This is a genomic window from Ammoniphilus resinae (genome assembly GCF_017873965.1).
GTDB lineage: Bacteria > Bacillota > Bacilli > Aneurinibacillales > RAOX-1 > Ammoniphilus_A > Ammoniphilus_A resinae.
In genome coordinates, this window is the sequence record NZ_JAGGKT010000022.1 from 13,138 (window position 1) to 37,961 (window position 24,824).

Here is a 24,824-nt window from a genome sequence, read left to right on the forward strand (position 1 = left end):
CACCGGCTATAAATTAGTGTCTAATATATAAATGATGTTTTATTAAGTCGAAAAACGACTTAATGAGGAGGGGAATAGCTATGGAACTTCGTCAGCTTGAATATTTCACCGTAGTAGCAGAGGAACTGCATTTTGGCCGCGCGGCAATTCGCTTACAGATGACACAACCACCTTTAAGTCAACAGATTATACAACTTGAAAGGGAACTTGGAGTCGAGTTGTTCAAGAGATCAAAAAGACATGTAGAGCTTACAAACGCAGGAAAGGTTTTCTTGCAAGACGTTCATCACATACTGATCCAATTGGAGCGAGCTAAGACTGCAGCTCTTAGGGCACACATGGGGATGCTTGGGCGGTTAGTTCTTGGCTTTGTTGGATCCGCAACATTCGATATTCTTCCAATCATCGTTCGAGCGTTTCAAGAGCAGTTCCCCCACGTAGATTTAGTTCTTCGCGAAATGCCTACACCCATGCAAATTGAGGCATTTCACAAAAGGGACATCGACATTGGTTTTGTAAGAACCCCTGTGGTTGACCCGCTCCTATCCCTTTTGCCCGTTCATCAAGAGACCTGTATTGCCGTCGTACCGAAATCGCATCCGATGGCGGAACGTTCTTCCCTATCAATGGGTGATCTATACACAGAACGATTTATATTAGTGGAAAGAGAGATTTGGCCAAGCTGGTATGATGATATCCTCTCGAAATGCCGTGATGCTGGTTTCAGCCCACACATCCGACAAGAAGTGAAAGAAATCCAAACAGTAATAGGTTTGGTTGCAGCAGGACTTGGGATCAGTATCGTCCCAAAATCAACAGTGAACTTGCATGCACGAGACGTCGTGTATATAGAAATTGAAGGAACTGCCCCCCGTGTAGAAATGTGCATCGCCTGGCGAACCGATGACAATTCAACGTTAGTTAAACAGTTTCTCGAGACCGCATCACGCACAATGAATGTCCCGTCCAAAGAAACTGATATCCTCTCATAATAAACACATTAAAAATCCGACTCATCCTAAGTCTAGGGGATCGGATTTTTTGTATGTTACCGTTCATATTGAGTTCACAATACCCGTTTATAGTGTGTTTATCGGAATATCACCTTAGGAGGAAATAACAATGAAATCATGTTGCACAAAAATGAAAAAATGGCGAAAGGTCTCTATGTTTCTACCGATGATTCTTACTTTTTTAGCTACTCAACATTGGCTGCATGGGCTTATCTTTATCGCACTAGGAGGAACGGCTAGTGAATTAATGAGTATGAGCATGGATAGCATGCTTCCGTTCCAGCGTGTGATGATTGTGCTAACCCTGGTCACCGTTCTATGGTCGGTGTATGAATTATTAAAAGATAGGTTTATTCACAAAGCGAAGATTGCACTCACATCCATTTCAGCGCTGATTGGACTCGGGTATGTAATCGCTGCTTTAATTCACAACGGATGGTAGGCTACCCTATCCGCAACTAAAACCCTTTTGGAGGAGAAAAAATATGAAAAGCTTATTCCTACGTCTGGTTATTTATATAAGTCTAGTCGTGGTGTTTGTGGGCGGGATGGGATGGTTCGGATTTCAAAGTTCAAGGGACGCATTCTATCAAGCGAATCGTAAGGAGCCCCTTCCCTCTTTGCAAGGAATAGCAAAACCTAAATATGATCCAAAAAAACCGACGGTTGCTGTCCTGTTGGGAAACGAATCCACGTATGGCTCCGATTTTATGATTCCATACGAAGTATTCTCAAGAACAGGAGCTTATAACGTCTATGCTGTTGCCTCAGACAATCAGGTAAAAACATTGACTGGCGGCCTCGACGTGGTCCCCCACTACTCTTTTCAGGAACTGGATCAATTACTAGGGAAAAGTCCTGACATTATCGCGATCCCTTTTATGAATGGGAATGACGAAGAAAAATTTCAACCGATCCGAAAGTGGATTCAGCAACATGCCGAGGCCACGTTCTTAAGCATTTGCGGGGGATCGGGAAACCTAGCGGCTACAGGCTTATTAAAGGGAAAGTCAGCAGCATCGCATTGGCTTAACTTAGGGGTTTTTGAAAAGGATTATCCAGATACAAACTGGATCAGCGATCAGCGGTACGTTGAGGACGGAAACATCATCTCCTCGGCCGGTGTTTCATCAGGAATCGATGCCTCGCTCTATGTCATTTCACAAAAACTAGGCGAGCCGATGGCAGCAAAAATCGCAAAAGAGCTAAACTATCCTACTTACCACTTCGTGCAAAATCCAAAAATGGAACCTTTTGAATTCGAAATAGCGACTTATGCCATGAATCATGCCTTTCAGTGGAACCGGAAAAAAGTAGGCGCCCTGCTCTATAACGGTGTGGAGGAAATTGCCCTCTCTTCTGTTTTTGATATCTATTCAAACACCGGTACAACAACGGTTCTTTCGATATCCAACAGAGAGCAGCCGATCATGACAAAACACGGTCTGAACCTGGTTTCCAGACACTCCTTATCCAATGCACCTAAACTAGATCGAATGATCGTTCCAGGAAGGGAAGCATCTGAATTGGTAGCAAAAGACATGAAAAACTGGAACAAGGAAGTTCTGTTTATTCACAGTGACGCCCCGGAGAGATATATGTTAGAAGTGGAATTCGAAGATTTAGCCAAGCAAGAGGATCTTCTTACGGCAAACCATGCCGTGAAGCGTCTGGAGTTCCGCGGGGATGAGATCCATCTGGAAGGAAAAGCGTTTCCCCTTGAAACTTACGGTAACATTCTTTTCGCTGCTTTGCTGGGGCTCTTTGTAGGCTACCTTATCGACAGAAGAATGATCACGAAGAAAAACAGGAATTTGTTGAAGCCATAATCATTTTGCTTGTATATCTAGATTCTCAATGAATTTATTCATATAGATCTTCTCCCACTTTCCTGAGAAACTTCGTTTAAGCCCCAAATTATGTTATTCTACCCTTATATCATGAGGAGGGTTGAACATGAGTTTTTGCTGCGGAACTGATATGCTCCTAACCATCGCTGATATTCGGTATCACTCAACAACGATTACGAATGTCCCTATGCTCTTTTGTTTGGCCTGCGATCAACTGATTGTCCATCCCGACATTGAGCTCGAATTTGAACTTCTAAAAGATTATGCAATCAGCGATCGGACCAGGGAAGTCGATCTAGCTCCCCATATTTCCCAAAATAAACAGGAATACCTGTATGATCCCAGAAACCAGGCTGAACATCTCAGGTTAGGTGATACCTTAAAAGAGCATATTGACCGTGCCCTCGATCTATATTCTATGGCCCAAACTGTGGACGACCCTGCTTGGAAAGAAGAAGTGCTCGACCGGCTGAATACTCTTCAGAAGAAGGTGGAACGAAATCAAAAGCACTAAGGCCTCCATCCATGTTAAGCAACGTATAGGTATAATAACCAAGTGTCCCAACTCTTATGAATTAAACACTAAAAAAGAGGTTCGTCAGCCGTAGTGACGAACCTCTTTTTCTTATTTCACATAATTTCTCAGCTTCCCGATCTTCTCTACTTCCACAGTGACAACGTCCCCTGACTTCATCGGGCAACTTCCAGAAGGGGAACCGGTAGCCAGCACATCACCCGGCTCCAGTGTCATGACCTGTGAAATCCAGCTGATCAAGAAAGGAATGGAAAGTGACATCTGATTCGTATTTCCATCTTGCACCACTTTATCGTTTAGTTTTGTAACGATTCGCAAATTCCTTGGATCAATTCCGGTTACAATCCCTGGGCCTAGCGGTCCGAAGGTGTCAAACCCTTTTCCACGGGTAAACTGGGGATCTGTTTTGGTAAGGTCTCTAGCTGTTACATCATTAAAAATCGTGCAGCCAAAAACGTGATCCAAAGCATCTTCCTCTCTGATATTTTTCCCTCGTTTTCCGATCACGAGTGCAACTTCCCCCTCCAATTCTACCTGCTGGGTTAAGTCGCTTGAGGGAAGAATGATTTCTCCTCCATCCGGAATCAAGGAAGAGGTTGGTTTTAAGAACAGGAATGGTTCTTTCAGATTGGCTGTTCCCCCTGTTTCTGTTGCATGGGCAGCATATGTCCAGCCGAAATTCACCACTTTGGAGGGCACTACCGGCTCCAAGATTTTGACATGATTATATTGAACTTTTACTCCATCCAACTTAAGGTTATTATTTACAATTTCAGCGAAATCACTGGACAACTGTAAAATTTCGTCACCATCAACCAATCCATAATATATTTTACCGTTTTCATTTAGATAGCGAACGATTGTTTGTGTTTTCTGTAGTACCTGCATGCCTATTATCCACTCCATCTAAAATTAAATCGTTTCCTTACATTTTAACCTACCCTAGTGTAACACTATTGTCATTGATTAAAAATAGTAATTGCCATATAAATAGTAATCAGAAGATATTTAAAATCTTGTAAAAAGCGGGAATTGTATCCACTACCGAATAGTTTCCAAGAATAAAAAGAGGCTCCTTCACAAAATGCGATAGAGCCATTTTAATCTTGTTTCTTCGATGCGTCAAATCATCTTACGCCACTTTATGAATGTTAATCTTTTCTCCTTCTTTTCGTCTCTCCCTAAACTCAGCTGTCGCGGTGAAAAGAACGTCTGTTGAAGAGTTTAATGCCGTTTCAAACGAATCCTGCAACACCCCAATAATAAAACCGACGCCGACCACCTGCATGGCTACTTCATTGGAGATCCCGAACAGGCTGCATGCTAGAGGAATCAGTAGCAATGATCCACCAGCCACCCCTGAAGCGCCGCATGCAGATACGGCTGATAAGATGCTAAGAATAATGGCCGTCGGGATATCGACTTGAATTCCTAGGGTATGAACCGCTGCCAGGGTTAACACAGAAATCGTCACTGCAGCACCGGCCATATTAATCGTAGCCCCAAGCGGAATGGATACCGAATAATTATCCTTATTCAAACCGAGACTTTCACATAATTTCATATTAACCGGAATGTTGGAAGCCGAGCTTCGGGTGAAGAATGCAGTAATCCCACTTTCCCGAATACACCTAAAAACCAGTGGGTAAGGATTTTGTCTGATCGCCACGTACACAACGATAGGGTTGGCAACCAAAGCCACAAAGAGCATGCAACCAATCAAAACAGCAAGCAGCTTTCCATATCCAAACAATGCATCTATCCCATTTGTCGTGATCGATTCAAAGACGAGACCCATGATGCCTAACGGCGCAAACTTAATCACCCAAGTTACTAATTTAGAAATCGCATCTGAAAGATTCGCGATCAATGTTTTCGTCGTATCTGCTGCGTTTCGTAAAGCGAAACCAAGAAGCACGGCCCACGCTAAAATCCCGATATAGTTTGCCTCACCGATCGCATGGATCGGATTGTCCACGACATTCATTAGCAAAGTTTTCAGAACCTCAATGACACTTCCAGGAGGCGCCACCCCTTCTGCCCCTTCTGCTAAGGTTAAGTTCACAGGGAAAAGAAAGCTTGCAATCACCGCAATCAGTCCAGCTAAAAAGGTCCCTAACAGATAGAACACAATGATCGATTTCATATTTGTTTGATGCCCACTCTTATGTTGGGCGATCGCCGAGATCACCAAGACAAGTACAAGCACCGGTGCAATAGCCTTTAAAGCCCCCACAAATAAAGATCCGAAAACGATAACAGGTCTTGCAGCTTCTGGAGTCGTTACTGCTAGAACGATCCCCACAATTAACCCAATAATGATTTGTTTGACCAGACTTATTTGATTCCATTTTTTTAATATGCTTTTCATTGCTGTTCCCCCGCTATCAAAGTCCACTCCATAAAGACATCTGTCTTTTATATAAGCACTATTATAAAGATTAATTGGCTCGAGCACAAAGGGAATTGAATCCACTATTTTATTCGTAAAAATGAATAGATTATATTTTTGGGGGGTTTTATTAATTTTTAGAAAACGGGCGGAATTTCCTTTATGAAAGGTCACTTTCGGAAACGGAAATTAATAGTTTATGGAAGATAACTGTTTGCGAATGCAGGAGGTGAACACGATCCGTTCAATAAAATATGTGGGAATTTCCATTTTCACCTTGCTCACATTCCTTGCAGGCTGGTACTTCGTCGCTGAATCTGGATTGGTTTCACCTTTATTTGTTCCTTCCCCTGTAAGGGTTTGGGAAACCTTCCTAGCGATCTGTTTCGGTGAGGGGTATAAAGGCAGCTCCCTTTGGGTTCATTTGGGTGTAAGTCTATACCGGATTGGATTGGCCTTTGTGCTCGCTACTCTGATTGCGGTTCCCCTCGGTTTAGTTTGCGGATACAGTAAAACCCTCCAAGCCATGATCTCCCCACTCGTCCACTTTTACCGTCCATTACCTCCTCTCGCATACTACACCGTTCTTGTCATTTGGCTAGGGATTGGTGACGCATCAAAGGTCGCCTTGCTTTTTTTCGCTGGGTTCGCCCCGATCTTTATCTCCTGTCAGTCTGCGATCGAAGAAATTAATCCCTCCAGAGTCATTGTCGCTCGAACTTTGGGTGCCTCTACAAGACAGGTTTTCTTCCATGTCATCGTCCCTTCCTGTTTACCGCAAATTTTCACTGGACTGAGGACATCGCTGGGCTTTATTTATACAACCCTGGTTGCAGCAGAAATGGTAGCTGCTATTTCTGGGGTCGGGTGGATGGTTTTAGATGCAAGTAAATTTTTGCAAAGTGATGTGATGTTTGTCGGCATTATTTTGATGGGAATAACCGGTCTACTGATTGACGCTGTGTTTAATATTATTGAAAAAAAGATTATTCCTTGGAAAGGAAGAGGAGAATAGGATGTCAAAAGTGATTCGAAAGTTTTTCTTATTAGGTGTTCTTCTCGTTCTCGCCTTGGCAGGTGCAGGATGCGGGAAGCAATCCGAAGATGCTGTGGTAAACATCGGCTATCAGGTAATCCCCAATACAGAAGCGATTGTAAAATCTAAGGGATGGCATGAGGAAACGATCCAAGGGATGGAGGTGAAATGGCATTCCTTTGATTCAGGGAGAGATGTCAATACCGCTCTCGCCTCTGGCAGTATTGATATCGGCTTGCTAGGTTCTACCCTTGTTGCCAACGGGATTAGCGAAGGGTTAGATTACCAGGTCATCTGGATTGCAGATGTCATCGGGGCAAACGAGGCACTAGTCGTAAAGAAAGACTCGGGAATTAACAGCATGGAAGACTTAAAGGGCAAAAAAATTGCCGTTACGTTTGGCTCTACCACACAATATACCCTTCTCAGCGGACTAAAGGCAAATGGCATCGATCCCGGAGAAGTCAACATCCTCGATATGCAACCGCCTGATATGCTTGCCGCCTGGACGCGCGGGGATATTGACGGTGGATATGTATGGCATCCCACCCTGCAAAAGATGGTGGATGATCAAGGGCAGATCCTGATTACCAGCGGAGATCTCGTGGAAAAAGGAATCGTGACCGCGGATGTCATCGTCGTCCGAAACGAATTTGCCAAACAGCACCCCGAGGTCGTCAAGGAATATATCGCCTCACAAATCCGAGCCGTAGAGCTCTATCGTGATAACCCTGAAGAAGCGATTGCTGCCGTCTCCAAGGAATTTAACATCGGACAGGAGGAAGCCGGTACGATGATGAAAGAACTGATCTGGCTATCCGCTGAAGAGCAAGCATCCAGCCAATATTTGGGTGCAACTAATCAGCCTGGAAAGTTTGCTGCTGTTCTTGAGGATACGGCCCACTTCCTAAAAAACCAAAGTCTCATTAAGTCGGTGCCCTCTCCTGACGCTTTCCATAAAGCCGTTTCTGGGGAATATATTGAGAAAGTGACGAATGAATGATAATGGATTTTCTTCATATTAAGCATGTCTCTTTGACTTACGGTCAAATTCGGATCTTAGATGATATTGATTTAGTCGTATCCAAAGGGGAATTCGTCACGATCGTGGGACCTTCAGGTTGCGGCAAAAGCAGTCTCCTCAAGATGGTCACCGGGATCCAAGCTCCGAGTGAAGGAGAAATTCTGTTCCAGGGGGAAGCCATTACCGATATTGACGCCAAAAGGGGAATGATGTTGCAGGAAGCTACTTTATTCCCCTGGCTTTCTGTTCGGGACAATATTTCCTTTGCCCTGAAAATGAAAAGTGTTTCGCGGAAAGAACAGGTTCGTCAAGCTGACGCATATCTGGATCTCATGGGGCTCTCTGAATTTGCCGACCATCTGCCTTACCAACTTTCCGGTGGGATGAAACAAAGAACAGCCCTGGCCAGAACTTTGATTAACCGCCCTGAGATGATTATGATGGATGAACCCTTTTCCGCCTTAGATGCCTTCACTCGAAAAAGTATGCAAAAGCTTCTCACTCAGATTTGGAAGGACTTCCAAACCACTTTCCTTTTTGTCACCCACGATGTAGAGGAAGCAATTACCCTTGGTTCTCGGGTCATTATCCTTTCCGCCCGCCCTGGTAAGGTAATAGAGGATCTTTCAATTGGAACAGAAAAAAAAGAAGCGGCAGCGCGCATCTTCACCTTATTAGAACAGTAATTTCCTTCAAAGCATCATAAAATGTTTGCGATAATCTTTGGACGGGGCCATATCCAACATCTGGCGATAAAAGCTTTTATCCTGCAATTTCCGGAAGAAAGAAATTGCAGGTTTGCTATTCGATTCAAGGATCCACGGGTTTCCTTTTTGGTCAATCGCGATGTCAAAGCCGATTGTTTGAAACCCATAGGCAGCTTCCAACTGTTTGGCAGCACTCAGACAAATCCGATCCAATTTTTTAAGGATGGCCGCCGCTTTTTTATTGGAAAAGGATTTTGTTAAGGCGCTCAAGGCTGGTAAGATATACCCTCTACTCCTTGCCACATTTGTAATAAAATGATTCGTCCCCGCTACTTTCGCCAGTTTTCCAGTAATCGTCCAGGGAACTCCTTTTTTCCTTTGCACCATCACACGCAAATCAAAGGGACTATCGTCGATCGTTGACAGAGGGATGTAACGCTGCACAATGTAGGTTTTCGATGATTTATATTGGTTTATATAACCGATCGTACTGGCCCTGCTCGAAAAAACTTTCTTCATGGCTCCCCGCTGAATGATGTACTTCCCTCCAACTAGGCGGGACACCTTCATGACCCCTGCTCCACCCCCACCTCTATTGGGCTTGAGAATTACCGTTTCATATCGTTGAATCATCATATCAAAGTTTACTTCTGTATAAAGTTTCGTTTCAGGCAATGAGGAAAGAAGGGATGGATCCCGTCCCATTACTTTCATATTCATGTATTTCCCTCTTATGGTCACCAACATGCTCCCCTTTTCATTACTGCTAACGGCCTTCTATAGCTTATGTAGAAAAAAGAACCCTGTGTAGGGTTCTTTTTAATCCATTTTTCTATCAACAATCCCTCTAAATTGATCTGTCGTTGTAATGAGGCTACTATTTTTAAAAATAGAACGATCCGATACTAACGAAGTATGCTGGTTAAAGTCCCTTCGACAATAGGTGAAATTGTATTTGTCTGTGGAATAGATTTTAAATCCCCTTCTTATGCACTTCTTCAAAAACTTTGAGTCTTCCCTCGTATTAACATGAGGGAATTTGACCTTTTTAAAAACCTCCTTTTTGAAAACAATGGTCGGGCCTTTAAGGCCACGAACAAATCTATTTTCGTAATTTGGTTCGCGGATCAGAAGTTGTCCCGTGTTTTCAAAATAACAAAAGGTCGTCTTTTTCCCTACAATATCTGCATTCGTATTCTCAAAAGCTTGCATTATGCCAGTTAAATAATAAGCCCCATAGTAATCGTCATCATCAAATTTGGCAATATAATCATATTTTGCAAGCCGCACACCTGCATTTAAACAGGCCCCCAGTGTAACCGTACTAGGTTTCTGATAAATGGAGACGTTTTTAAATGACTTAGCCCGTTTCTTCCAAAGCGCAATTTCCATATCGTCACTATTTAGGATGATAATCAATTCCTTCGGACCCCAAAGCTGTCGCTCATAGTTTTGAAACAAATTCTCCATGTATTCATTTCGCATCGTACATGTAATGATGGAAACCATCTACATCACCTCCAAATCTCTATTCCTTGGAAGTTAACGAATAGATTCTTCTATAAGTTATGAAAATCTTAGATAGATGGTTTGTACTCTTTTACTAGAATAAATAGATTAATTTCATGCCCTGCTGGTTGTGTTTAATCCAATGTACTTGGAAGTGAATACCGTGGTAAAAAAGGATGTGAATGGCTTGGCGATCAATAAAGGAACTGCTGTAGGCATTTTATATGTGCAACTTGTAAACGGAAAATGGCAAACGGGGGTTCATAATGGATCAACTGATAATACGATCACTTCTACTACCTCTCCCGCCGTGATTTGGCATGTTGGAAAGAAGGGCTCGATTGAACGAAACAGATTGTATTTTTACAAAACGGTTGAAGAATACCAACGGGCTAGAATGGGGAAAGGCCCAAAAGGAGTCCCTCCTTCCAGGTTATACGCCCGAGTGCTAACTGAATCCTATACCGGTGTTCCCGTGGGATTTCTAAGAAGTGATGGCTCTGCAAACAATGGGGCATTCAAGAAGTTCACAACTGCAAAAGGTAAAGTATATGACAATGTATCTGTTCTCATCAATGACCTGAAAAACAAGAAGGTAAGCCAAGCAGATTTTCGAGGGGGGAAACTGGAATACCTGCACTACAATATCCAGAAGCGCAAAGAACCCGGCAGATATGATTTTATTCTCGAAACACCAAAGCCCGTAACTGAACTGATCGGTATTCGAAGATTAGATAAAGCCGATGAGTTTTTTAAGATATAGAAAAAATATAATACAATGATTAAATTTTGATCATATTTACTTGCTACTATTAAATTAAAGGAGGGATCCGAAATGAACTCTCAACATCCAGAACAACACCCACCAGCCGAACAGGTGAAAAAGCCTTGGTATAATCAAGGATGGGTATGGTTGATTATCGCTGTGGTTGGTATAGGAGTCCTCTTCTTTGGATTTTCAGGTTTAACTGATCAAATGACCGAAATCAATCAGTCTATTCAAGATAATACCAGTGCCATCCAAGAGCAAAGTTTCATCCTGAGCGATATTAAACAGGAGATCCAGCAGCTGATTGTCCTGATTAAGGATTCTGTTAACGAGTTGATGCGCTCCTTCGCTTAATAGGTCGCGGCCAGATCTTATGGGGTAATCCGAGGGTGATTCGGACTCAGTTTGACAGTAACAGCAATCGTCAGTCCGAATCCAGGGGTGATTCGGACTCAGTCTGACGGTTTCAGCAATCGTCAGTCCGAATCCAGGGGTGATTCGGACTCAGTTTGACGCTTTCAGCAATCGTCAGTCCGAATCCAGGGGGCATTCGGACTCAGTTTGACGGTTACAGCGTTTGTCAGTCCGAATCTGACTATTCAGGAAATAATTCTCTCAATTCAGCCGGCACCTCACGGCTTTTTCGATTCACGGAATCCATCGTAACCGAAGTCACCAGCGCATCAGCACATCGTTCCCCATCTTGGTTAAAAATTTCCTGTTTCAGTACATAACTCGTTCGCCCTACCTTTTCCGGGGATGTTTTGATTGTTAAGCGATCGCCTTGGTTACATTCCTTCCGGTAATTGATATTAATGTTAACGGTAACCGTCTGAATCCCCATCTGAGCAAATCTCTCGTATGTCAATCCAGCTTTTTCGTACCACTCTTCACGCCCCCACTCTAGATACTCTAGGTATTTGGCATTGTTCACATGTCCATTCACATCAATTTCGGTAGACCGTACCACAATATCCAGGGTGACTATTGCCATGATTTCTCCTCCGTTAATAGATGATTTAATATTATGTATTTTACCATCAATTAAAGTGTGGTTGAATACTATGTTAGCCATTCGCTCCCAATTCCGACCCGATCGGACAGGGGATTCGGGACTGGGCCTGCGCTTTAACACCAGAAGTTGTCGCGAATCAGAGGGATTCGCGACTGGAACAGCCTTTTAACACCAGGAGTTGTCACGAATCAGACGGATTCGCGACTGGAACAGCACTTCTACGCCAGGAGTTGTCACGAATCAGACGGATTCGCGACTGGACCTGCGCTTTAACACCAGGAGTTGTCACGAATCAGAGGGATTCGCGACTGGACCTGCGCTTTAACACCAGGAGTTGTCACGAATCAGAGGGATTCGCGACTGGACCTGCGCTTTTACACCAGGAGTTGTCGTGAGCGATAAAAAAAGGCCCTCCAGCAGGAGAACCCACTTACTCACAAATCTGAGAATAGCTTCCCTTTTTTCCCATAATTGTTCTTCTCCAAGTCTTCGATAAAAATAAACACAACACTAGGGTCCACATCAAAGCTCTCACAAACCGCCTCCGTCACTTTCTCAACGAGCTTTCTCTTTTGATCTTCGGTCTTCCCTTCCAATACTTTTACGGTGATAAATGGCACGTCAAGCCCTCCCTCTTCCTTAACCTTGACTTTCGATCGCCTCAATAACCTTTTCCGCTGTACTGCGGCTTGACATCGGATTTTGTCCTGTCACTAAGTTTCCATCACGAACAGAGAAGTCTGTCCACTTCTCCGCGGAAACAAAATTACCGCCTTTTTCCCTCAGCTTTGATTCCAACAAGAACGGCATATGCTGATCTAGCTGCATCTCTACTTCTTCTTCGTCTGTAAAAGAATTGACGGTTTTCCCCTTCACTAGAGGTGTCCCATCCTTATAAGTCGCATTGACAAGGCCTGCAGGGCCGTGGCAAACCGCTCCGATGACCTTCCCTTCCTCAGCGAACTGCTGAAGGACATACTGCAGCGTTTCACTATCTGGAAAATCAAACATGGTGCCATGTCCGCCAGGTAGAAAAACCGCATCAAATTCGCTGGCATCCTCACGGCTCAACTTGGCGGTATCCTGTAATTCCGCCTCCGCATTGGCCCAATCCTCGTTTTTCTCCTCAGAAATACTGTTCGGATCAAGGGCCACTTCTCCCCCGCTGATGCTCGTTACCTTTACATCATAGCCTTTCGATTTGAATACTTCGTAAGGGACCGCAAATTCCTCCAGCCATAACCCCGTTTTGTGATCATCCGAGATCGTTGTGTGGTTGGTGACGACCATGAGGATCCGTTTATTCGTTGCCATAACAACATCCCTCCCTAAATTAGATTGAATAGGCCGCAGCAAGGGCTCTTGGTGTCAAAGGTTTTCCTCCGAGGATTAACGAAGCTTCATTAGCCCAGTACGGATTGCGGAGCATCCCTCTGCCCACAGCGACGAGATCGACCTTTTCCTCCTCGACAATTTGGTTCGCCAACTGCGGATCTTCAAGCCGCCCCACGGCGATCACGGGAACGTTTAACCCCTTTTTGATGGCCTCAGCCAAATCTACTTGATATCCAGGGCCTGAGTTTTGTGGTCCAACCGTCCCTTCTCCACCAGAAGACACATGGAAGATATCTACCCCCGCTTGCTGGTAACGACGTGCGAGGTTCAACATGTATTCTATATCATAACCGCCTTCCGCATACTCAACGGCCGAGATTCGCATAATGAGCGGCATGGACTCCGGCATGACGCGGCGCGCTGCTTCAATTACTTCTACCCCAAAACGGGCTTTGTCTTCCCCATAGATGTCTGTCCGTTGATTCGTCAACGGGGATTGGAACTGGTGTACTAAATAACCGTGTGCCCCATGGATTTCGATAGTGTCCACTCCTGCTTCGACCGCTCGACGGAAGGCCGCCTCAAACTTCCTTACCATCTCCCCCACTTCTTCGGTGCTTAGCGCCCGTGGCGTTTTGTACTTTTCTGAAAAGGCAATTGCTGAGCAGGAAACAGGTTGTTCCGCATCTTCCGCCTTGCGCCCAGCATGGGCAATTTGGATCCCGACTTTAGCTCCGTAGCTTTGACAAGATTGAATGATTTTGGCAAAAGCGGGAATATGCTCGTCCGACCAAATGCCCAGATCATAGTCGGAGATCCGGCCATCCGGTTCTACATCGGTCATTTCCATAATGATTAACCCAGCCCCACCAATGGCACGATTCGTATAGTGGCTAAAGTGCCATTCATTGGGTTTTCCGTCTTTCGCTTGGACAGAATACTGACACATGGGAGGCATAACAATTCGATTTTTTAGCTCTAAAGCTTTCAGGTGAAAAGGATCTAATAAGGTTGGCATTGCTTGATTACCTCTTTTCGATTAGAAATTAAAATTGTCCGGGTCTGGACCGTAACGGTGATTGGCGTTTAACGCATCGATACGTTCGATATCCTCGGTGGAAAGCTCGAAATCAAAAACATTCGCGTTCTCCTCGATCCGATGTGGTGTAATGGATTTCGGTATCGTCACAATCCCGCGCTGCAAGTCCCAACGAAGAACGATCTGAGCCGCTGTCTTGTTGTATTTTTGACTCAGTTCCGTTAACAGCGGAACATCCAGATTTCCCTGCATCAGCGGGCTCCAAGCCTCCATCTGGATCTTCTGCTCTTGGCAAAAGACTTGCAATTCCTTCTGGGTCAATTGTGGATGGCATTCCACTTGATTAACGGCCGGGACCACTTCACAGTCCGCTAGCAAATCCTGAAGGTGATGGATGTGGAAATTGCTGACCCCAATGGCCCGTACGGATCCATCTTTATAAAGCTTTTCCAGTGCCTTCCATGTTTCTTTATATTTTTCCTTCACAGGCCAATGAATCAAGTAGAGATCGAGGTAATCCAATCCGAGTTTCTTCCGGCTGTCTTCGAATGCTTGCAACGTAGAATCGTAACCTTGATTCGCATTCCACACTTTGGTGGTAATAAAAAGCTGTTCACGAGGGATTCCCGATTCCCGAATGGCTTTCCCTACCCCCTCCTCGTTTCCATAAACAGCTGCCGTGTCGATACTCTTGTAACCATACTGAATCGCATGCTTAACGGAAGAATAAACCTCTTCCCCTTCCTTTACTTTAAAAACACCCAAACCCAACCATGGCATCTCTACCCCGTTATTCAGGCGGGTGGTGGATCGAAGATCTTTTAGCATTTTTCGTTCCTCCTTAAATCGACCATAGCAAAGCCTGATAAGGGTATTGTTATCCTTTCTTGTTGAGAAATTCCTTTTTTGAAATCGGCAAAAAAAGGGATTGAGCCAATCCCTTTCAGTTTACAACCAATGATCAGGCTTCTTTACATAACTAGGAAGCTTCGTAGCTCGATTCCCTTTCGCTGCATTCACTTGAGATTGGGTCAGGAAAATGCAATCTGTCAGATCCGCATGGCTGAGATTGGAATCCCTTAAGTCCGCCCCGATAAGATCCGCTTTTCTTAAATCCGCATGACTTAAGTTCGCAGCAATGAGTAATGCCCCTCTTAAATTAGCTCCTCTTAGGTCCGCCCTTTTTAAATTTGCACCTAAATAGTCGAGTCCCCTTTTATTTCTATTCTTTGGAACGAAGCCCCTTCGAACCAATTCGCTTGTCCTGACTAATAGTTTGTTGACTGTGCTTCGGTGGCCAGGAATATCTACTTTAAATATTTCTTCAGGCGCTCTGTTTGTCATCTCTACCGTTTGATCATAAGCCTCTTTTAACTCTCCCCAAAAAGGTTTCGTTTCTTCTAGCTCCATGGCTTGGCTTAGATAACAAAGCATCTCGTGCAGCTGCTGAACAATGGGGAAAACCGCAAACATCTCCCCCGATTTTGACTGGTCATTTCGCCAGTCCATACCTCTAAAAATATTTTGTGAAACATGTTGACCTGCACCAAAACATTCATAAGAGACACATCCGCGGAATCCCTTGTCTCTTAACTGTTCATGGATCCCACAACGATATTCGGCGCTTAGGTTCCGGCAAGGCTCTCCACCGTTCTTATGTAAAGCAAAGTCTGCTGATTTGGCATAAGGCAGCGCAACACAGCATAAACCAAAACAATTTTGGCAGTCAGATGTTAAATAGTCTTCCATTTTGCGAACACTTCCCTATTATTTTCTACGAATGATTTTATATCATATAATGGTTTTTTACCTCATTTCTTTTTTCATTCATCAATCGTAGGCAACACTCTTCTGCTATGTAAAGGAGGGGACGGTGGGACTCCTCTTTTTATAGTCTTGTGGGCACTCTCCCTTTTTCTCAGGCAAAAAAAAATGACCCTCATCTATCCCATTGCGGAAAGATAAGGGTCCGGGTTATCATGGCAATTCATCTAATCACCTCTTATTCGTACATGTACATGCGATAACGTTTGCTTTGCTCTTCATATAGACGTTGTGCATCATCTAAAAACTCAACTAGAGCTTTAAAAAACTTAATCATTTTTTCACGACCTCCTTGATTTGTTGTACCTTTATTATCGCTTCGAAGCCTCATATTTACAAAGTTGGTATTCGGTCATGAAAGCGTCAATCATGGCTATGAAAATGGAATGAAAACGAGAATCACACCCCTATATCTTAAATTTAATGCTCTTTCCTCTCGTTTTCTTATGTTTTCATTTTTGGTGTGGATGGGGTTCACTGTTTGGTCACGATCACCTTGGATGTACCGGATTTAGGATCCAAAGAGAGATATCCGCTTTTTCGGGATCATTCGGACTCAGTTTGACGGTAACAGCGATGCTCAGTCCGAATCAGAAGGGCAATGGGTCGTCAAAAAAACCGCCCGAAGGCGGCTTTTTAACTCGCTTGTTTATAACCTTTGAAAATCGCTTTTTTCATAATGAATCTTCTATCCAGGCAGAAACCTACAAATAAAGCGAGTAAAACGGTGAATAAGATATGGCTGTATGTCACAATAGAAAATGGTTTTCCTTCTAACTGCATCATCTCATCCGCTCGAAACTCGAGTCGTCTCACGGCATGCTCTGCGATCAGAAGATCCTCTTGTTTGGCTAGGTCTTCAATAGCAGCTTCAAATAGGAAACGATCTGGCGCATCGCTGTGAACAAACCGAATCTCCTTGGCATTGCCCTTTTCATTCCACAATTTCAAATCCGCTGCAGCCAATGTTTTTGCCTCTCTTCCAGGAACGATCAGTTTATCTAGTTTGGGTGTTTCTTCAATGGCTACTCTAGGAATAAGGGTCAATCCATGTTTGGTTACGATGGGCTGCTCTGAGCTAGCAATAGAAAGTGCCTTTGTTGTTCCGGTATCTGAATAGATATCAAAGACGGAGGTCAGCGCCAATTCCTCAATGCCGTTATAGAGCAAGACACCTGCTTTTTTCTTATTCCAATAGAATGCATTGTTCAAGGTATAGGTCCACAAATTCACGGCAAATGGATCCATCTCTGGATTTTTCACATAGTGGTATGATGGATATTTCATTTCAGCGGCAATTTTGGTTGCCACGGGTTCTCCTAAGCGTTGGGAAATCACATAAAGTACAGCGTCAATTCCGGAAGAAACTCCTGCAGAGGATACAATGTTACCAGACTGCGTATAACGTTGATCCCACACCCATTTGGTTTCAGGGTATTCCTTTTCAACCACGCCAAAGATTCGATTTTGCCAATGGGTAGCGACTGCCTTTCCGTTCAATAACCCTGTCGTTGCCAGATTCCCCGATCCCCCGCAAATGGTAAGGATATTGGTTTCCGCATGCTTTTTCATCCAGTCTTTCACTGGCTGGAATTTCTCTTGATCTTTCATTGTCAAAAATGGAATGACAATAATATCTGGACTTTTTCCTAATAATTGATCCATCTCTGCAAAGGAATAGTGTGGTACCACTTCAAGCCCGCCAGTCAATGTCCTCACTTGATTATCGGAGGCTACAGCATAAACGTTAAATTCCCCAGTTCGAGAGAATAACTCGTAAGGAATTGCGAAATCGGAACCCTCTGTTGTCTCATTACCTAGTAGAACAGCAACCGTAGGTTTTTTCAGATCATGCAGAGGTTTCTCCACAGCTGGAAAAGCAGGAATTGGTTCTGTACGGAACGCCCCGTAAAAATCTCCTTGCGAGCGGATCATGCCAAAGGCCCCAATCCCTCCGACAATCACAACGAAACTCAAAACATAAACAACAAAACGTAGGACTAATTTCTTCATCTTATTTACCTCCTCTTATTTTTACAATACCGGGGTACCCTATTTGTTTTTGGTAAAATCTTAACTTATCTTTACTATACAACCGCTTTATGAACTCAATATGAACGGATCCATCCTACTTTCATCCTCCTATACAAAAGCCCTTTGCCATTCTCTTCCTTAATTCCTACTATACAACTGCTTTGTGAACCCAATATGAACGAAAAAAAACCGCCTGAAGGCGGTTTACCAATGATCAAGGATATTTACAAAAAAGTGGTCCCAGACAAGGACTGCAAAAACCCTTTCCGGATGGGCTTTTATAACACGCGTTTGGCAAACAGGTACCTGTCATACCAAATGGTTCCTTTTTGAATCCGGCTAATTGTGACCCCAATGCCTTTTCTAAAAGTATGCAAAATACGACCATTTCCCATATATATCGCTACATGACCAACTTTATCGAGACCGTTAGAATTCATTCTTCTCGGAGTAGCAAAAAACAATAGATCACCTTTTTTTATTTGCTTAAACGGAATATACTTTCCTTTCATTACCTGTTCACTCGTGTTATATCCGATCTGATAACCATGCTTCCAAAAAACGAACTGGGTAAAAGAAGAGCAATCAAAATTTTCATCTTGTAACCGTGTTGCACCATATTTATAAGGTGTGTGTAAATATTTTGTGCCAGTTTTTATAATTGGATCGGCTTGATTCATTGCGGAAACCGAAGTCGCAGAAAAGATGAATAGAAATAAAAATAAATACATCCGATACACCTGAATCACCCCCAAAAAACTTGAAAACCTTTGTCATTATAACAAGGTTAGAAAAGGGGGATACAGCTGTAAATTCTGTGAAATATGGAAACAAACCTTTCCTCCAAAATCAATATAAGGTGGACACACCAACTGAAGACTCCCTATCAAGTCCCCCTTCTATTGTTGCCCCATCGGCAGTGTCACTTCAAAAGTTGCCCCTGTCCCCAGCTCACCCAAAACGCGGATATCTCCCTGATGGTTGTCCACGATCTGCTTCACAATCGACAGCCCTAATCCATTTCCTTTGACAGACGAATGACGGGCTTTGTCTACTTTATGGAACGGTTTGAAAATATCGGCCCGTTCTTCCTCGGGAATTCCCATTCCATTATCGGTGATCGAGACGACGATCTTGTTGTATTTCATCGAAGCTTCAATGACGATCTTCCCCGACTCGGGTGTGAATTTAATGCTGTTGCTCAACAAATTGATCCATACCTGCCCCAGTTGATCTTCGTCCGCCTCAATCATCAGTGGTTCAGCATCGAGCTCGATCTCAATATCCTTTTCCGCCCATTGGGGCTCCAACCCGATAACCACCCGTCGAATCTGCTCATCGAGTTTATAACGACTTATCTTTAGTGGTTTATTGTCATGCTGCAAACGGGATAACCGAAGCAAATTCTGGCTCAACCGGGATAATCTCTCACTCTCTGTTTCAATGATCGTTAAATAACGCAGGCGGTCCTCCTCGCTCATTTGCTTCTGCTTTAACGCTTTGGTAAAACCGGAAATCGAGGTCAACGGTGTTCCAATCTCATGGGAGACGTTGGACACGAAGTCTCGCCGCATCTGATCGAGCTTTCCGAGTTCTTTTGCCATTTGGTTGAAGCTCACGCTCAAAACGCCAAGCTCGTCTTTCCGTTTGGTCGGCAGTTCGATATCAAATTGTCCCCTCGCCATGCGCTTGGTGGCATCTGTCAAACGCCGAATCGGTTTGACAATATAGCGGGCCGCGATGATAATAAGAAAACTTCCAATAAACAAGATCAGTACATATAACAAATGAATAGAATTCATCAGTTCCATATCGATTTCATTGCTCTGCATGGTAACAAATAAGGCATAAGGCTGCCCATCGGCTTGAAAAGGAATCCCGACAACAGGCAGTTTTGGCATGTGAGCATTTTCGGCTTTTTTCATCCCGTTAAACTTTTCTCCCGCAAGGACAAGTTCAATGTCGGCAGGGTCAACCTGCAATGGCCATTCCTGCTCGAGAAGCGGCTTTCCCTCCCGATCGTAAAGCTGCAGAAGGGTGGGGAAAAGACCGGATACCTTTTGCATGAAGGGGACCAATTCTGCAGAGGGCGTCGATTGATAGATTTCGATCATTTGCGTGCCGTTCTCTGCTAGGACATCTTGAATCATCCCATGTGCCCGGCTTTCATATAACCAGGTCGTCAAAAGAAAAGCGGTAATTAGACTCAACATGACAATACCGACGAAGATGAGCACGATGCGAGTATATAGTGATTTAATGTCGCTTCACCTCCAACCGATAGCCAAGGCCCCGAATGGTGACGATTTTGAATTCCCCCTCGTATTCGGCAAATCGCTCACGCAGCCGCTTGATATGCACATCGACTGTCCGTTCATCCCCTTCGTAATCCATCCCCCAAATTTGCTCAATTAACGTATCACGGGTAAACAACTGCCCCGCATAGCTGCCCAGTTTATAAAGCAATTCGAATTCCTTCATCGGAAGCGTCACCGACTTGCCATCTTCACCAATTGCCTGATAACTCGATCGATCCAGCGAAAGGCTCCCCAGCTTTACGATATTAGATGTAGAAATGCGGTAGCGCTTAAGCAGCGCCTTCACCCGAAGCACCAGCTCCACGGGATCGAATGGCTTCACTAAATAGTCATCCGTCCCCAACTTAAACCCATGGATGCGATCCTGTGCCTCCCCTTTTGCGGTGATCATCAAAATCGGCATTTCCCCAAACTCCCGTAGTCTCTCACACAAGACCCACCCGTCCATTTTTGGCATCAAGATATCCAAAATCACCAAATCGACCGGATGGTTCTCCGCATACTCCAGGGCATCTACGCCATTCGACTTTTCCACAATCTCAAAGCCTTCATCTTTCAAATAAAGGGAGACGAGCTCACGAATGTGAGCTTCATCATCCACAACCAATACCTTTGGCAAATTAATCCTCTCCTTCGATTTCCACGACAAACGGGAATGCTCGAACCTTCCCATTCTGCTGGAACTCAGCCCATATTTTATAAATGCCTGGCTGTTCGAACTGCGTTTCAAAAATCGGCTCCTGATCATTCGCTGGATGAACATGAAGGAAGTTCTGCCCCATCTCATCCAGAATCACCACATGTCCCATGGCCCCCAGGTATGGTGTTAGGTTTGTTTTGTTTAGATCAAAGGTAAGTGTTACAGGTTCATTGACCTTGGTCGTATTAAGCTGCATCGTCACCTTCTCGCCGTCGATCACCTGGGTAAAATCGGTGTCCGCCTTTAGCCCCTCGTTGTGGGTGTGATCCGGTCCGCTCGGGTTGCCCACGATGAATGGAACAGGTGACACATGATACGCTAAATCCTTTGGTTTGATGTCAACAAAAGCTTTGTAAAATCCGTCAGGCAGCCCAGTGGCCGTGCTGAATACCCCATCGCTGGTCTGTTCAGGGTGCAGATGATAGTACTTTTGCAAATGCTCATCAACGACTATCAAATGAAGAATTTTCTCATGATTTATTTCTAAATCGTGAACAGGATTTCCTGTTTTATCCTTTAAAAAAATGTCAAGTTCATCATCCTGGGATTGCACGTAGACATTCACCCCGTTGGTTTCATTGTTTGGCGCACTTTCATGCCCGTGGCTGCCGCCATTTTCCCCTCCATGATGGTCAACGCTCTCCTCCTCCGTCTCCGGTTCATGATCCGCTTCACTTCCTCCATGTGCGGCCACTGCTACAGCCTTTGGTTCATCCGCAACAAACTCCTCATATGCACTAAATCCACCAACAACTACACCCACATAAAGAACAGACGCCACGACCCATTTATCTAAAATCATCCGTTTTTTCATTTCAATCGCTCCTCACAAAATTGATTCTAGGGATACTATAAATCAGCTTTGTGAACTCAATATGAACGACAAATTCTCATGAAATAAAAACCTCGAAAATTCCCAGTTTACATTTTTTTCAAGCCCTGATAAAATCTTATCACCAAACCAATATTCTATAAAAATGACAAGCTTCACTAGTAACCTTTTTTTTTGAAAATATAATACGGGATAATCCTTCACATTTTACTTTGGGGTGATTTTTATGGGACATGAACTAATGAAAACAGTTGAAAGAGGAACGATTTCTCCCACTCTTGAGCCTCAAGATCCCTCTGTAGGCGGGGATGCGGTCATCGTACCGATGAAAGAACCAACGATTTTTCCACACCTAGGAAATAAAATCAAAACCGATGATCGGGACATTAGCATCATTGCTAGAATAGACGAACCGCTCATCGTTATTTTGGGAAATGTATTAAGTGATGATGAATGCGATCTGCTTATACGCTTGTCCCAAGACAGAATGGATCGTTCAAAGATTAGCACAACCCGTGAAGTCAATGAACTGAGAACTAGCAGCAGTATGTTTTTTGATGAAGGGGAAAATGAGCTGGTTGCTAGAATTGAAAAGCGATTATCCTATATCATGAATATCCCTGTGCAACATGGGGAAGGCCTACAAGTTCTTCATTATGAGAAAGGTCAAGAGTATCGCGCCCATTTTGACTTTTTCTCCTCTGCCCATAAAGCAGCAAATAATCCTAGAATCAGCACACTTGTCATGTACTTAAGTGATGTGGAACAAGGCGGCGAAACCTATTTTCCAAAACTCAATCTTGCCGTGTCCCCACATAAAGGGATGGCGGTGTATTTTGAGTACTTCTATCAGGATGAGACATTAAATGAACTTACCTTACACGGTGGCGCACCCGTGATCCTTGGGGAAAAGTGGGCAGCTACGCAGTGGATGAGGAGGCAGAAGTTGTCGTCATAGTTTTGATGGTCGATAATATTTTCACTTACGGACATAGTACCCACTGAACAACAAAATATCGGTAACAAAGACCTGACAAAAATTTGTCAGGTCTTTTTCAATTGCTTTTTTCCCATAAACGATCTTCATTAGCTGAATATAGATAGCAACTGGATATAAATTCCTTACCTATCTTTAAGCTTTCTTTAAGGTTCACATTTTACTATACGGGATATACAACAATGCATTGGAGTTGATTGATATGAAAAAGATAATGTCCCTTGTAATGACTACTTTACTATTATTCACCCTTACAACAACTAGCTTTGCTGCTTCGGAAGATGTAAATCCTGAACCTAAAGCTACAACATCTGTGGATCAAAAAATCGATATTGGTGGGATAAAAGGTGAGGTAAAACAAAAGGATAAAACAACTGTTGCTCCGACTACAAAGGCGACAACACCAAAGGCTCAGGCTAGTCAGGCTAGTGCTCCCTCATCCACGAAACCTAAGGATTGGAGTTATTATCTTCAAAGTTCTTGGGCTGCTCTTTTAAGTATCGTTTTAGTCGGTTTGATGGTGCTCTTGTATGGAAGAGATACTTGGGCGGAAAAAAGGTCATAATTATACAGGTGAATCTAGCCGATGCGGGACTGAGTCCCGCAGGATTAGACCTGCTCAGTCGCGAATCAGCCGAATTAGGAGAATCCTCCTTCCTCTAAGCGTTTTACTTTTTAATGGGCACTAATCCAGTCATACTGTTATTGACCCACATAAGGTAATACATACAAATTATTTTTTCTATGGGTCTCAAGCACATTGACCTTTGACCTTAAATATAGGGAGGATTATATGTCCGTTTTTAATCCAGAGAAATTATCCGTAAAACTTATTCCCCCTGCCACTTTCGCTCAGCCGGTTGAAGGAAGGAAATACACTCTCACGCATTCAGATCTTACAGCAGAATTATTTTTAGATATTGGATATGTGTACAACTATAAATCCATTAACCCTAAAATGCGTGATGAAGTATTAGCAGAATGGAAAAAAGATTCACATGGTCGTTTTAATTTAGTAGGGACCGCATATGTAGATGGTGGGGAGTTCAGTCAAAAAGTTGCAGCCACTCGTTTTAAAATATTCAAAAAAGAAATGGCTACTGCACTAAATGGAATTGTCTATGGAGACCGTCCATTTTACGTACACTATCCCTTCCTACTTGACGCACCCATCTTTATCCAATACTTATCTATTTATCCACAATATAGGCAATTTGCCTTTTATGGTACACCACGCCAATATTTGAACCAAATCAATCAAACCTCCAACAGCTCCCTTCATTAGGGAGCCATTTTTACGTGTTTAAAATCTGATCCCCATGAGTTAAGCAAATACTGTAAGATTTTGTCAGAAGATGGTTTTCACTCTGCCTACTTGTCCGTCTTGTAGTCGCACTTTGATCCCATGTGGATGGTGGGGCGACTTTGTAAGTATGTCTTTTACAATTCCACGAGTCGTTTTCCCAGTCCGTTGATCTTGTTTTAAAACAATATCTACTTCAATACCTGGGTGGATATTTTTACGTTCCTGTCCATTCATTGTATTTCACTTCCTTTTATTTTCTACGTAGCTCTTCTTTAACCGAGCAACCTTCTATTGATAAATACATACACAATGCTTAGCAAAACTAACATAGCGACTACAAGAACGGTTGCTTCATAAGGGTAGTCAATAAAACTATGGATAATTATTAACAAGCCTAACGGAAGAAAAAAGACTCCACCTGCTACTTTACCTAATAAAGACTTATTTTTAATATTTTTTTCATTAAATCCAGCCAATAACCATGTTTGCTTTTTCACAGCTACCAAGTATGAGACAAGTAAAAGGGCTATACCTATAATCAATAATCTGAAATCCACCTGTACACCTCCTAAAGAAGAAAAGAAAAATA

30 protein-coding genes are annotated in these 24,824 nt (G+C 43.5%); 13 read left to right on the forward strand and 17 right to left on the reverse strand.

The window, feature by feature from the left end; translation table 11 throughout:
- Nucleotides 1-80: 80 nt before the first annotated feature.
- From J2Z37_RS22010 to J2Z37_RS22025, 4 genes are all read left to right on the forward strand, one after another.
- Nucleotides 81-992, forward strand: a complete 912-nt coding sequence (locus tag J2Z37_RS22010) for a LysR family transcriptional regulator (protein ID WP_209812477.1) — start codon at nucleotides 81-83, stop codon at nucleotides 990-992.
- 130 nt (nucleotides 993-1,122) lie between these two features.
- A complete protein-coding gene (locus J2Z37_RS22015; protein WP_209812478.1) occupies nucleotides 1,123-1,455 on the forward strand; it encodes a hypothetical protein in 333 nt (110 codons plus the stop codon).
- A gap of 43 nt (nucleotides 1,456-1,498) precedes the next feature.
- The gene (locus tag J2Z37_RS22020; RefSeq protein WP_209812479.1) at nucleotides 1,499-2,842 is read left to right on the forward strand and encodes a DJ-1/PfpI family protein; all 1,344 of its coding nucleotides are present in this window, start codon (nucleotides 1,499-1,501) and stop codon (nucleotides 2,840-2,842) included.
- A 127-nt stretch (nucleotides 2,843-2,969) separates the two neighbouring features.
- Nucleotides 2,970-3,377, forward strand: a complete 408-nt coding sequence (locus J2Z37_RS22025; RefSeq protein WP_209812480.1) for a hypothetical protein — start codon at nucleotides 2,970-2,972, stop codon at nucleotides 3,375-3,377.
- 111 nt (nucleotides 3,378-3,488) lie between these two features.
- Here the strand turns inward: J2Z37_RS22025 and J2Z37_RS22030 are convergent, their stop codons facing one another.
- Nucleotides 3,489-4,286, reverse strand: a complete 798-nt coding sequence (locus J2Z37_RS22030) for a fumarylacetoacetate hydrolase family protein (protein ID WP_209812481.1) — start codon at nucleotides 4,284-4,286, stop codon at nucleotides 3,489-3,491.
- 244 nt (nucleotides 4,287-4,530) lie between these two features.
- A complete protein-coding gene (sstT, locus tag J2Z37_RS22035) occupies nucleotides 4,531-5,769 on the reverse strand; it encodes a serine/threonine transporter SstT (protein ID WP_209812482.1) in 1,239 nt (412 codons plus the stop codon).
- Nucleotides 5,770-5,989: 220 nt separating this feature from the next.
- Here sstT and J2Z37_RS22040 point away from each other — a divergent pair, with 220 nt between their 5' ends.
- From J2Z37_RS22040 to J2Z37_RS22050, 3 genes are read left to right on the forward strand one after another with little or no spacing between them, the layout of a single operon-like run.
- A complete protein-coding gene (locus J2Z37_RS22040) occupies nucleotides 5,990-6,805 on the forward strand; it encodes an ABC transporter permease (protein ID WP_245204115.1) in 816 nt (271 codons plus the stop codon).
- A 1-nt stretch (nucleotide 6,806) separates the two neighbouring features.
- Nucleotides 6,807-7,829 (forward strand): taurine ABC transporter substrate-binding protein, encoded by a 1,023-nt coding sequence (locus tag J2Z37_RS22045; protein ID WP_209812483.1) that lies wholly within the window; start codon nucleotides 6,807-6,809, stop codon nucleotides 7,827-7,829.
- The gene (locus J2Z37_RS22050; RefSeq protein WP_209812484.1) at nucleotides 7,826-8,536 is read left to right on the forward strand and encodes an ABC transporter ATP-binding protein; all 711 of its coding nucleotides are present in this window, start codon (nucleotides 7,826-7,828) and stop codon (nucleotides 8,534-8,536) included. Before J2Z37_RS22045 ends, J2Z37_RS22050 begins: the two co-directional genes overlap by 4 nt.
- Before the next feature lie 6 nt (nucleotides 8,537-8,542).
- Here the strand turns inward: J2Z37_RS22050 and J2Z37_RS22055 are convergent, their stop codons facing one another.
- Both J2Z37_RS22055 and J2Z37_RS22060 read right to left on the reverse strand, forming a co-directional pair.
- The gene (locus tag J2Z37_RS22055; protein WP_209812485.1) at nucleotides 8,543-9,277 is read right to left on the reverse strand and encodes a YheC/YheD family protein; all 735 of its coding nucleotides are present in this window, start codon (nucleotides 9,275-9,277) and stop codon (nucleotides 8,543-8,545) included.
- Nucleotides 9,278-9,376: 99 nt separating this feature from the next.
- The gene (locus J2Z37_RS22060; protein ID WP_209812486.1) at nucleotides 9,377-10,066 is read right to left on the reverse strand and encodes a glycosyltransferase; all 690 of its coding nucleotides are present in this window, start codon (nucleotides 10,064-10,066) and stop codon (nucleotides 9,377-9,379) included.
- A gap of 130 nt (nucleotides 10,067-10,196) precedes the next feature.
- Here J2Z37_RS22060 and J2Z37_RS22065 point away from each other — a divergent pair, with 130 nt between their 5' ends.
- Both J2Z37_RS22065 and J2Z37_RS22070 read left to right on the forward strand, forming a co-directional pair.
- Nucleotides 10,197-10,829 carry a hypothetical protein gene (locus J2Z37_RS22065; protein WP_209812487.1) on the forward strand — a complete coding sequence of 211 codons (633 nt, stop codon included), beginning with the start codon at nucleotides 10,197-10,199 and terminating at the stop codon, nucleotides 10,827-10,829.
- Nucleotides 10,830-10,901: 72 nt separating this feature from the next.
- Nucleotides 10,902-11,189 (forward strand): methyl-accepting chemotaxis protein, encoded by a 288-nt coding sequence (locus J2Z37_RS22070; protein ID WP_209812488.1) that lies wholly within the window; start codon nucleotides 10,902-10,904, stop codon nucleotides 11,187-11,189.
- A gap of 241 nt (nucleotides 11,190-11,430) precedes the next feature.
- On the opposite strand, the gene J2Z37_RS22075 is transcribed toward J2Z37_RS22070, so the two are convergent.
- Nucleotides 11,431-11,829 carry an acyl-CoA thioesterase gene (locus J2Z37_RS22075; protein WP_245204117.1) on the reverse strand — a complete coding sequence of 133 codons (399 nt, stop codon included), beginning with the start codon at nucleotides 11,827-11,829 and terminating at the stop codon, nucleotides 11,431-11,433.
- Nucleotides 11,830-11,976: 147 nt separating this feature from the next.
- Here J2Z37_RS22075 and J2Z37_RS22080 point away from each other — a divergent pair, with 147 nt between their 5' ends.
- Nucleotides 11,977-12,123, forward strand: a complete 147-nt coding sequence (locus J2Z37_RS22080) for a hypothetical protein (RefSeq protein ID WP_209812490.1) — start codon at nucleotides 11,977-11,979, stop codon at nucleotides 12,121-12,123.
- 161 nt (nucleotides 12,124-12,284) lie between these two features.
- Here the strand turns inward: J2Z37_RS22080 and J2Z37_RS22085 are convergent, their stop codons facing one another.
- The 10 genes from J2Z37_RS22085 to J2Z37_RS22130 form a co-directional block, all read right to left on the reverse strand.
- A complete protein-coding gene (locus J2Z37_RS22085) occupies nucleotides 12,285-12,470 on the reverse strand; it encodes a 2-hydroxymuconate tautomerase (protein WP_209812491.1) in 186 nt (61 codons plus the stop codon).
- A 19-nt stretch (nucleotides 12,471-12,489) separates the two neighbouring features.
- Nucleotides 12,490-13,164, reverse strand: coding sequence for a type 1 glutamine amidotransferase domain-containing protein (locus J2Z37_RS22090; RefSeq protein WP_209812492.1), 675 nt, complete (start codon nucleotides 13,162-13,164; stop codon nucleotides 12,490-12,492).
- A gap of 19 nt (nucleotides 13,165-13,183) precedes the next feature.
- Nucleotides 13,184-14,203 carry an NADH:flavin oxidoreductase/NADH oxidase gene (locus tag J2Z37_RS22095; protein ID WP_209812493.1) on the reverse strand — a complete coding sequence of 340 codons (1,020 nt, stop codon included), beginning with the start codon at nucleotides 14,201-14,203 and terminating at the stop codon, nucleotides 13,184-13,186.
- Between the two features lie 21 nt (nucleotides 14,204-14,224).
- A complete protein-coding gene (locus tag J2Z37_RS22100; protein ID WP_209812494.1) occupies nucleotides 14,225-15,052 on the reverse strand; it encodes an aldo/keto reductase in 828 nt (275 codons plus the stop codon).
- A 120-nt stretch (nucleotides 15,053-15,172) separates the two neighbouring features.
- Nucleotides 15,173-15,973 carry a pentapeptide repeat-containing protein gene (locus J2Z37_RS22105; protein ID WP_209812495.1) on the reverse strand — a complete coding sequence of 267 codons (801 nt, stop codon included), beginning with the start codon at nucleotides 15,971-15,973 and terminating at the stop codon, nucleotides 15,173-15,175.
- A 711-nt stretch (nucleotides 15,974-16,684) separates the two neighbouring features.
- Entirely contained in the window at nucleotides 16,685-18,061 is a 1,377-nt protein-coding gene (locus tag J2Z37_RS22110; protein WP_209812496.1) for a DJ-1/PfpI family protein, read from the reverse strand.
- 299 nt (nucleotides 18,062-18,360) lie between these two features.
- Nucleotides 18,361-18,762: a C40 family peptidase gene (locus J2Z37_RS22115; protein ID WP_209812497.1), complete on the reverse strand. Its 402-nt coding sequence runs from the start codon at nucleotides 18,760-18,762 to the stop codon at nucleotides 18,361-18,363.
- 219 nt (nucleotides 18,763-18,981) lie between these two features.
- Nucleotides 18,982-20,295, reverse strand: a complete 1,314-nt coding sequence (locus J2Z37_RS22120) for a sensor histidine kinase (protein ID WP_209812498.1) — start codon at nucleotides 20,293-20,295, stop codon at nucleotides 18,982-18,984.
- Between the two features lie 43 nt (nucleotides 20,296-20,338).
- Nucleotides 20,339-21,019, reverse strand: coding sequence for a response regulator transcription factor (locus tag J2Z37_RS22125; RefSeq protein ID WP_209812499.1), 681 nt, complete (start codon nucleotides 21,017-21,019; stop codon nucleotides 20,339-20,341).
- 1 nt (nucleotide 21,020) lies between these two features.
- Nucleotides 21,021-21,914, reverse strand: a complete 894-nt coding sequence (locus J2Z37_RS22130) for a hypothetical protein (protein ID WP_245204123.1) — start codon at nucleotides 21,912-21,914, stop codon at nucleotides 21,021-21,023.
- A gap of 343 nt (nucleotides 21,915-22,257) precedes the next feature.
- On the opposite strand from J2Z37_RS22130, the gene J2Z37_RS22135 reads away from it, so the two are divergent.
- From J2Z37_RS22135 to J2Z37_RS22145, 3 genes are all read left to right on the forward strand, one after another.
- Nucleotides 22,258-22,890 (forward strand): 2OG-Fe(II) oxygenase, encoded by a 633-nt coding sequence (locus J2Z37_RS22135; RefSeq protein WP_209812532.1) that lies wholly within the window; start codon nucleotides 22,258-22,260, stop codon nucleotides 22,888-22,890.
- A gap of 241 nt (nucleotides 22,891-23,131) precedes the next feature.
- Entirely contained in the window at nucleotides 23,132-23,494 is a 363-nt protein-coding gene (locus J2Z37_RS22140; protein WP_209812500.1) for a hypothetical protein, read from the forward strand.
- A 228-nt stretch (nucleotides 23,495-23,722) separates the two neighbouring features.
- A complete protein-coding gene (locus J2Z37_RS22145; protein WP_209812501.1) occupies nucleotides 23,723-24,214 on the forward strand; it encodes a staygreen family protein in 492 nt (163 codons plus the stop codon).
- A gap of 63 nt (nucleotides 24,215-24,277) precedes the next feature.
- Here the strand turns inward: J2Z37_RS22145 and J2Z37_RS22150 are convergent, their stop codons facing one another.
- Both J2Z37_RS22150 and J2Z37_RS22155 read right to left on the reverse strand, forming a co-directional pair.
- Nucleotides 24,278-24,469: a YwbE family protein gene (locus J2Z37_RS22150; protein WP_209812502.1), complete on the reverse strand. Its 192-nt coding sequence runs from the start codon at nucleotides 24,467-24,469 to the stop codon at nucleotides 24,278-24,280.
- Between the two features lie 38 nt (nucleotides 24,470-24,507).
- Nucleotides 24,508-24,792: a DUF3784 domain-containing protein gene (locus J2Z37_RS22155; RefSeq protein ID WP_209812503.1), complete on the reverse strand. Its 285-nt coding sequence runs from the start codon at nucleotides 24,790-24,792 to the stop codon at nucleotides 24,508-24,510.
- Nucleotides 24,793-24,824 lie beyond the last annotated feature (32 nt).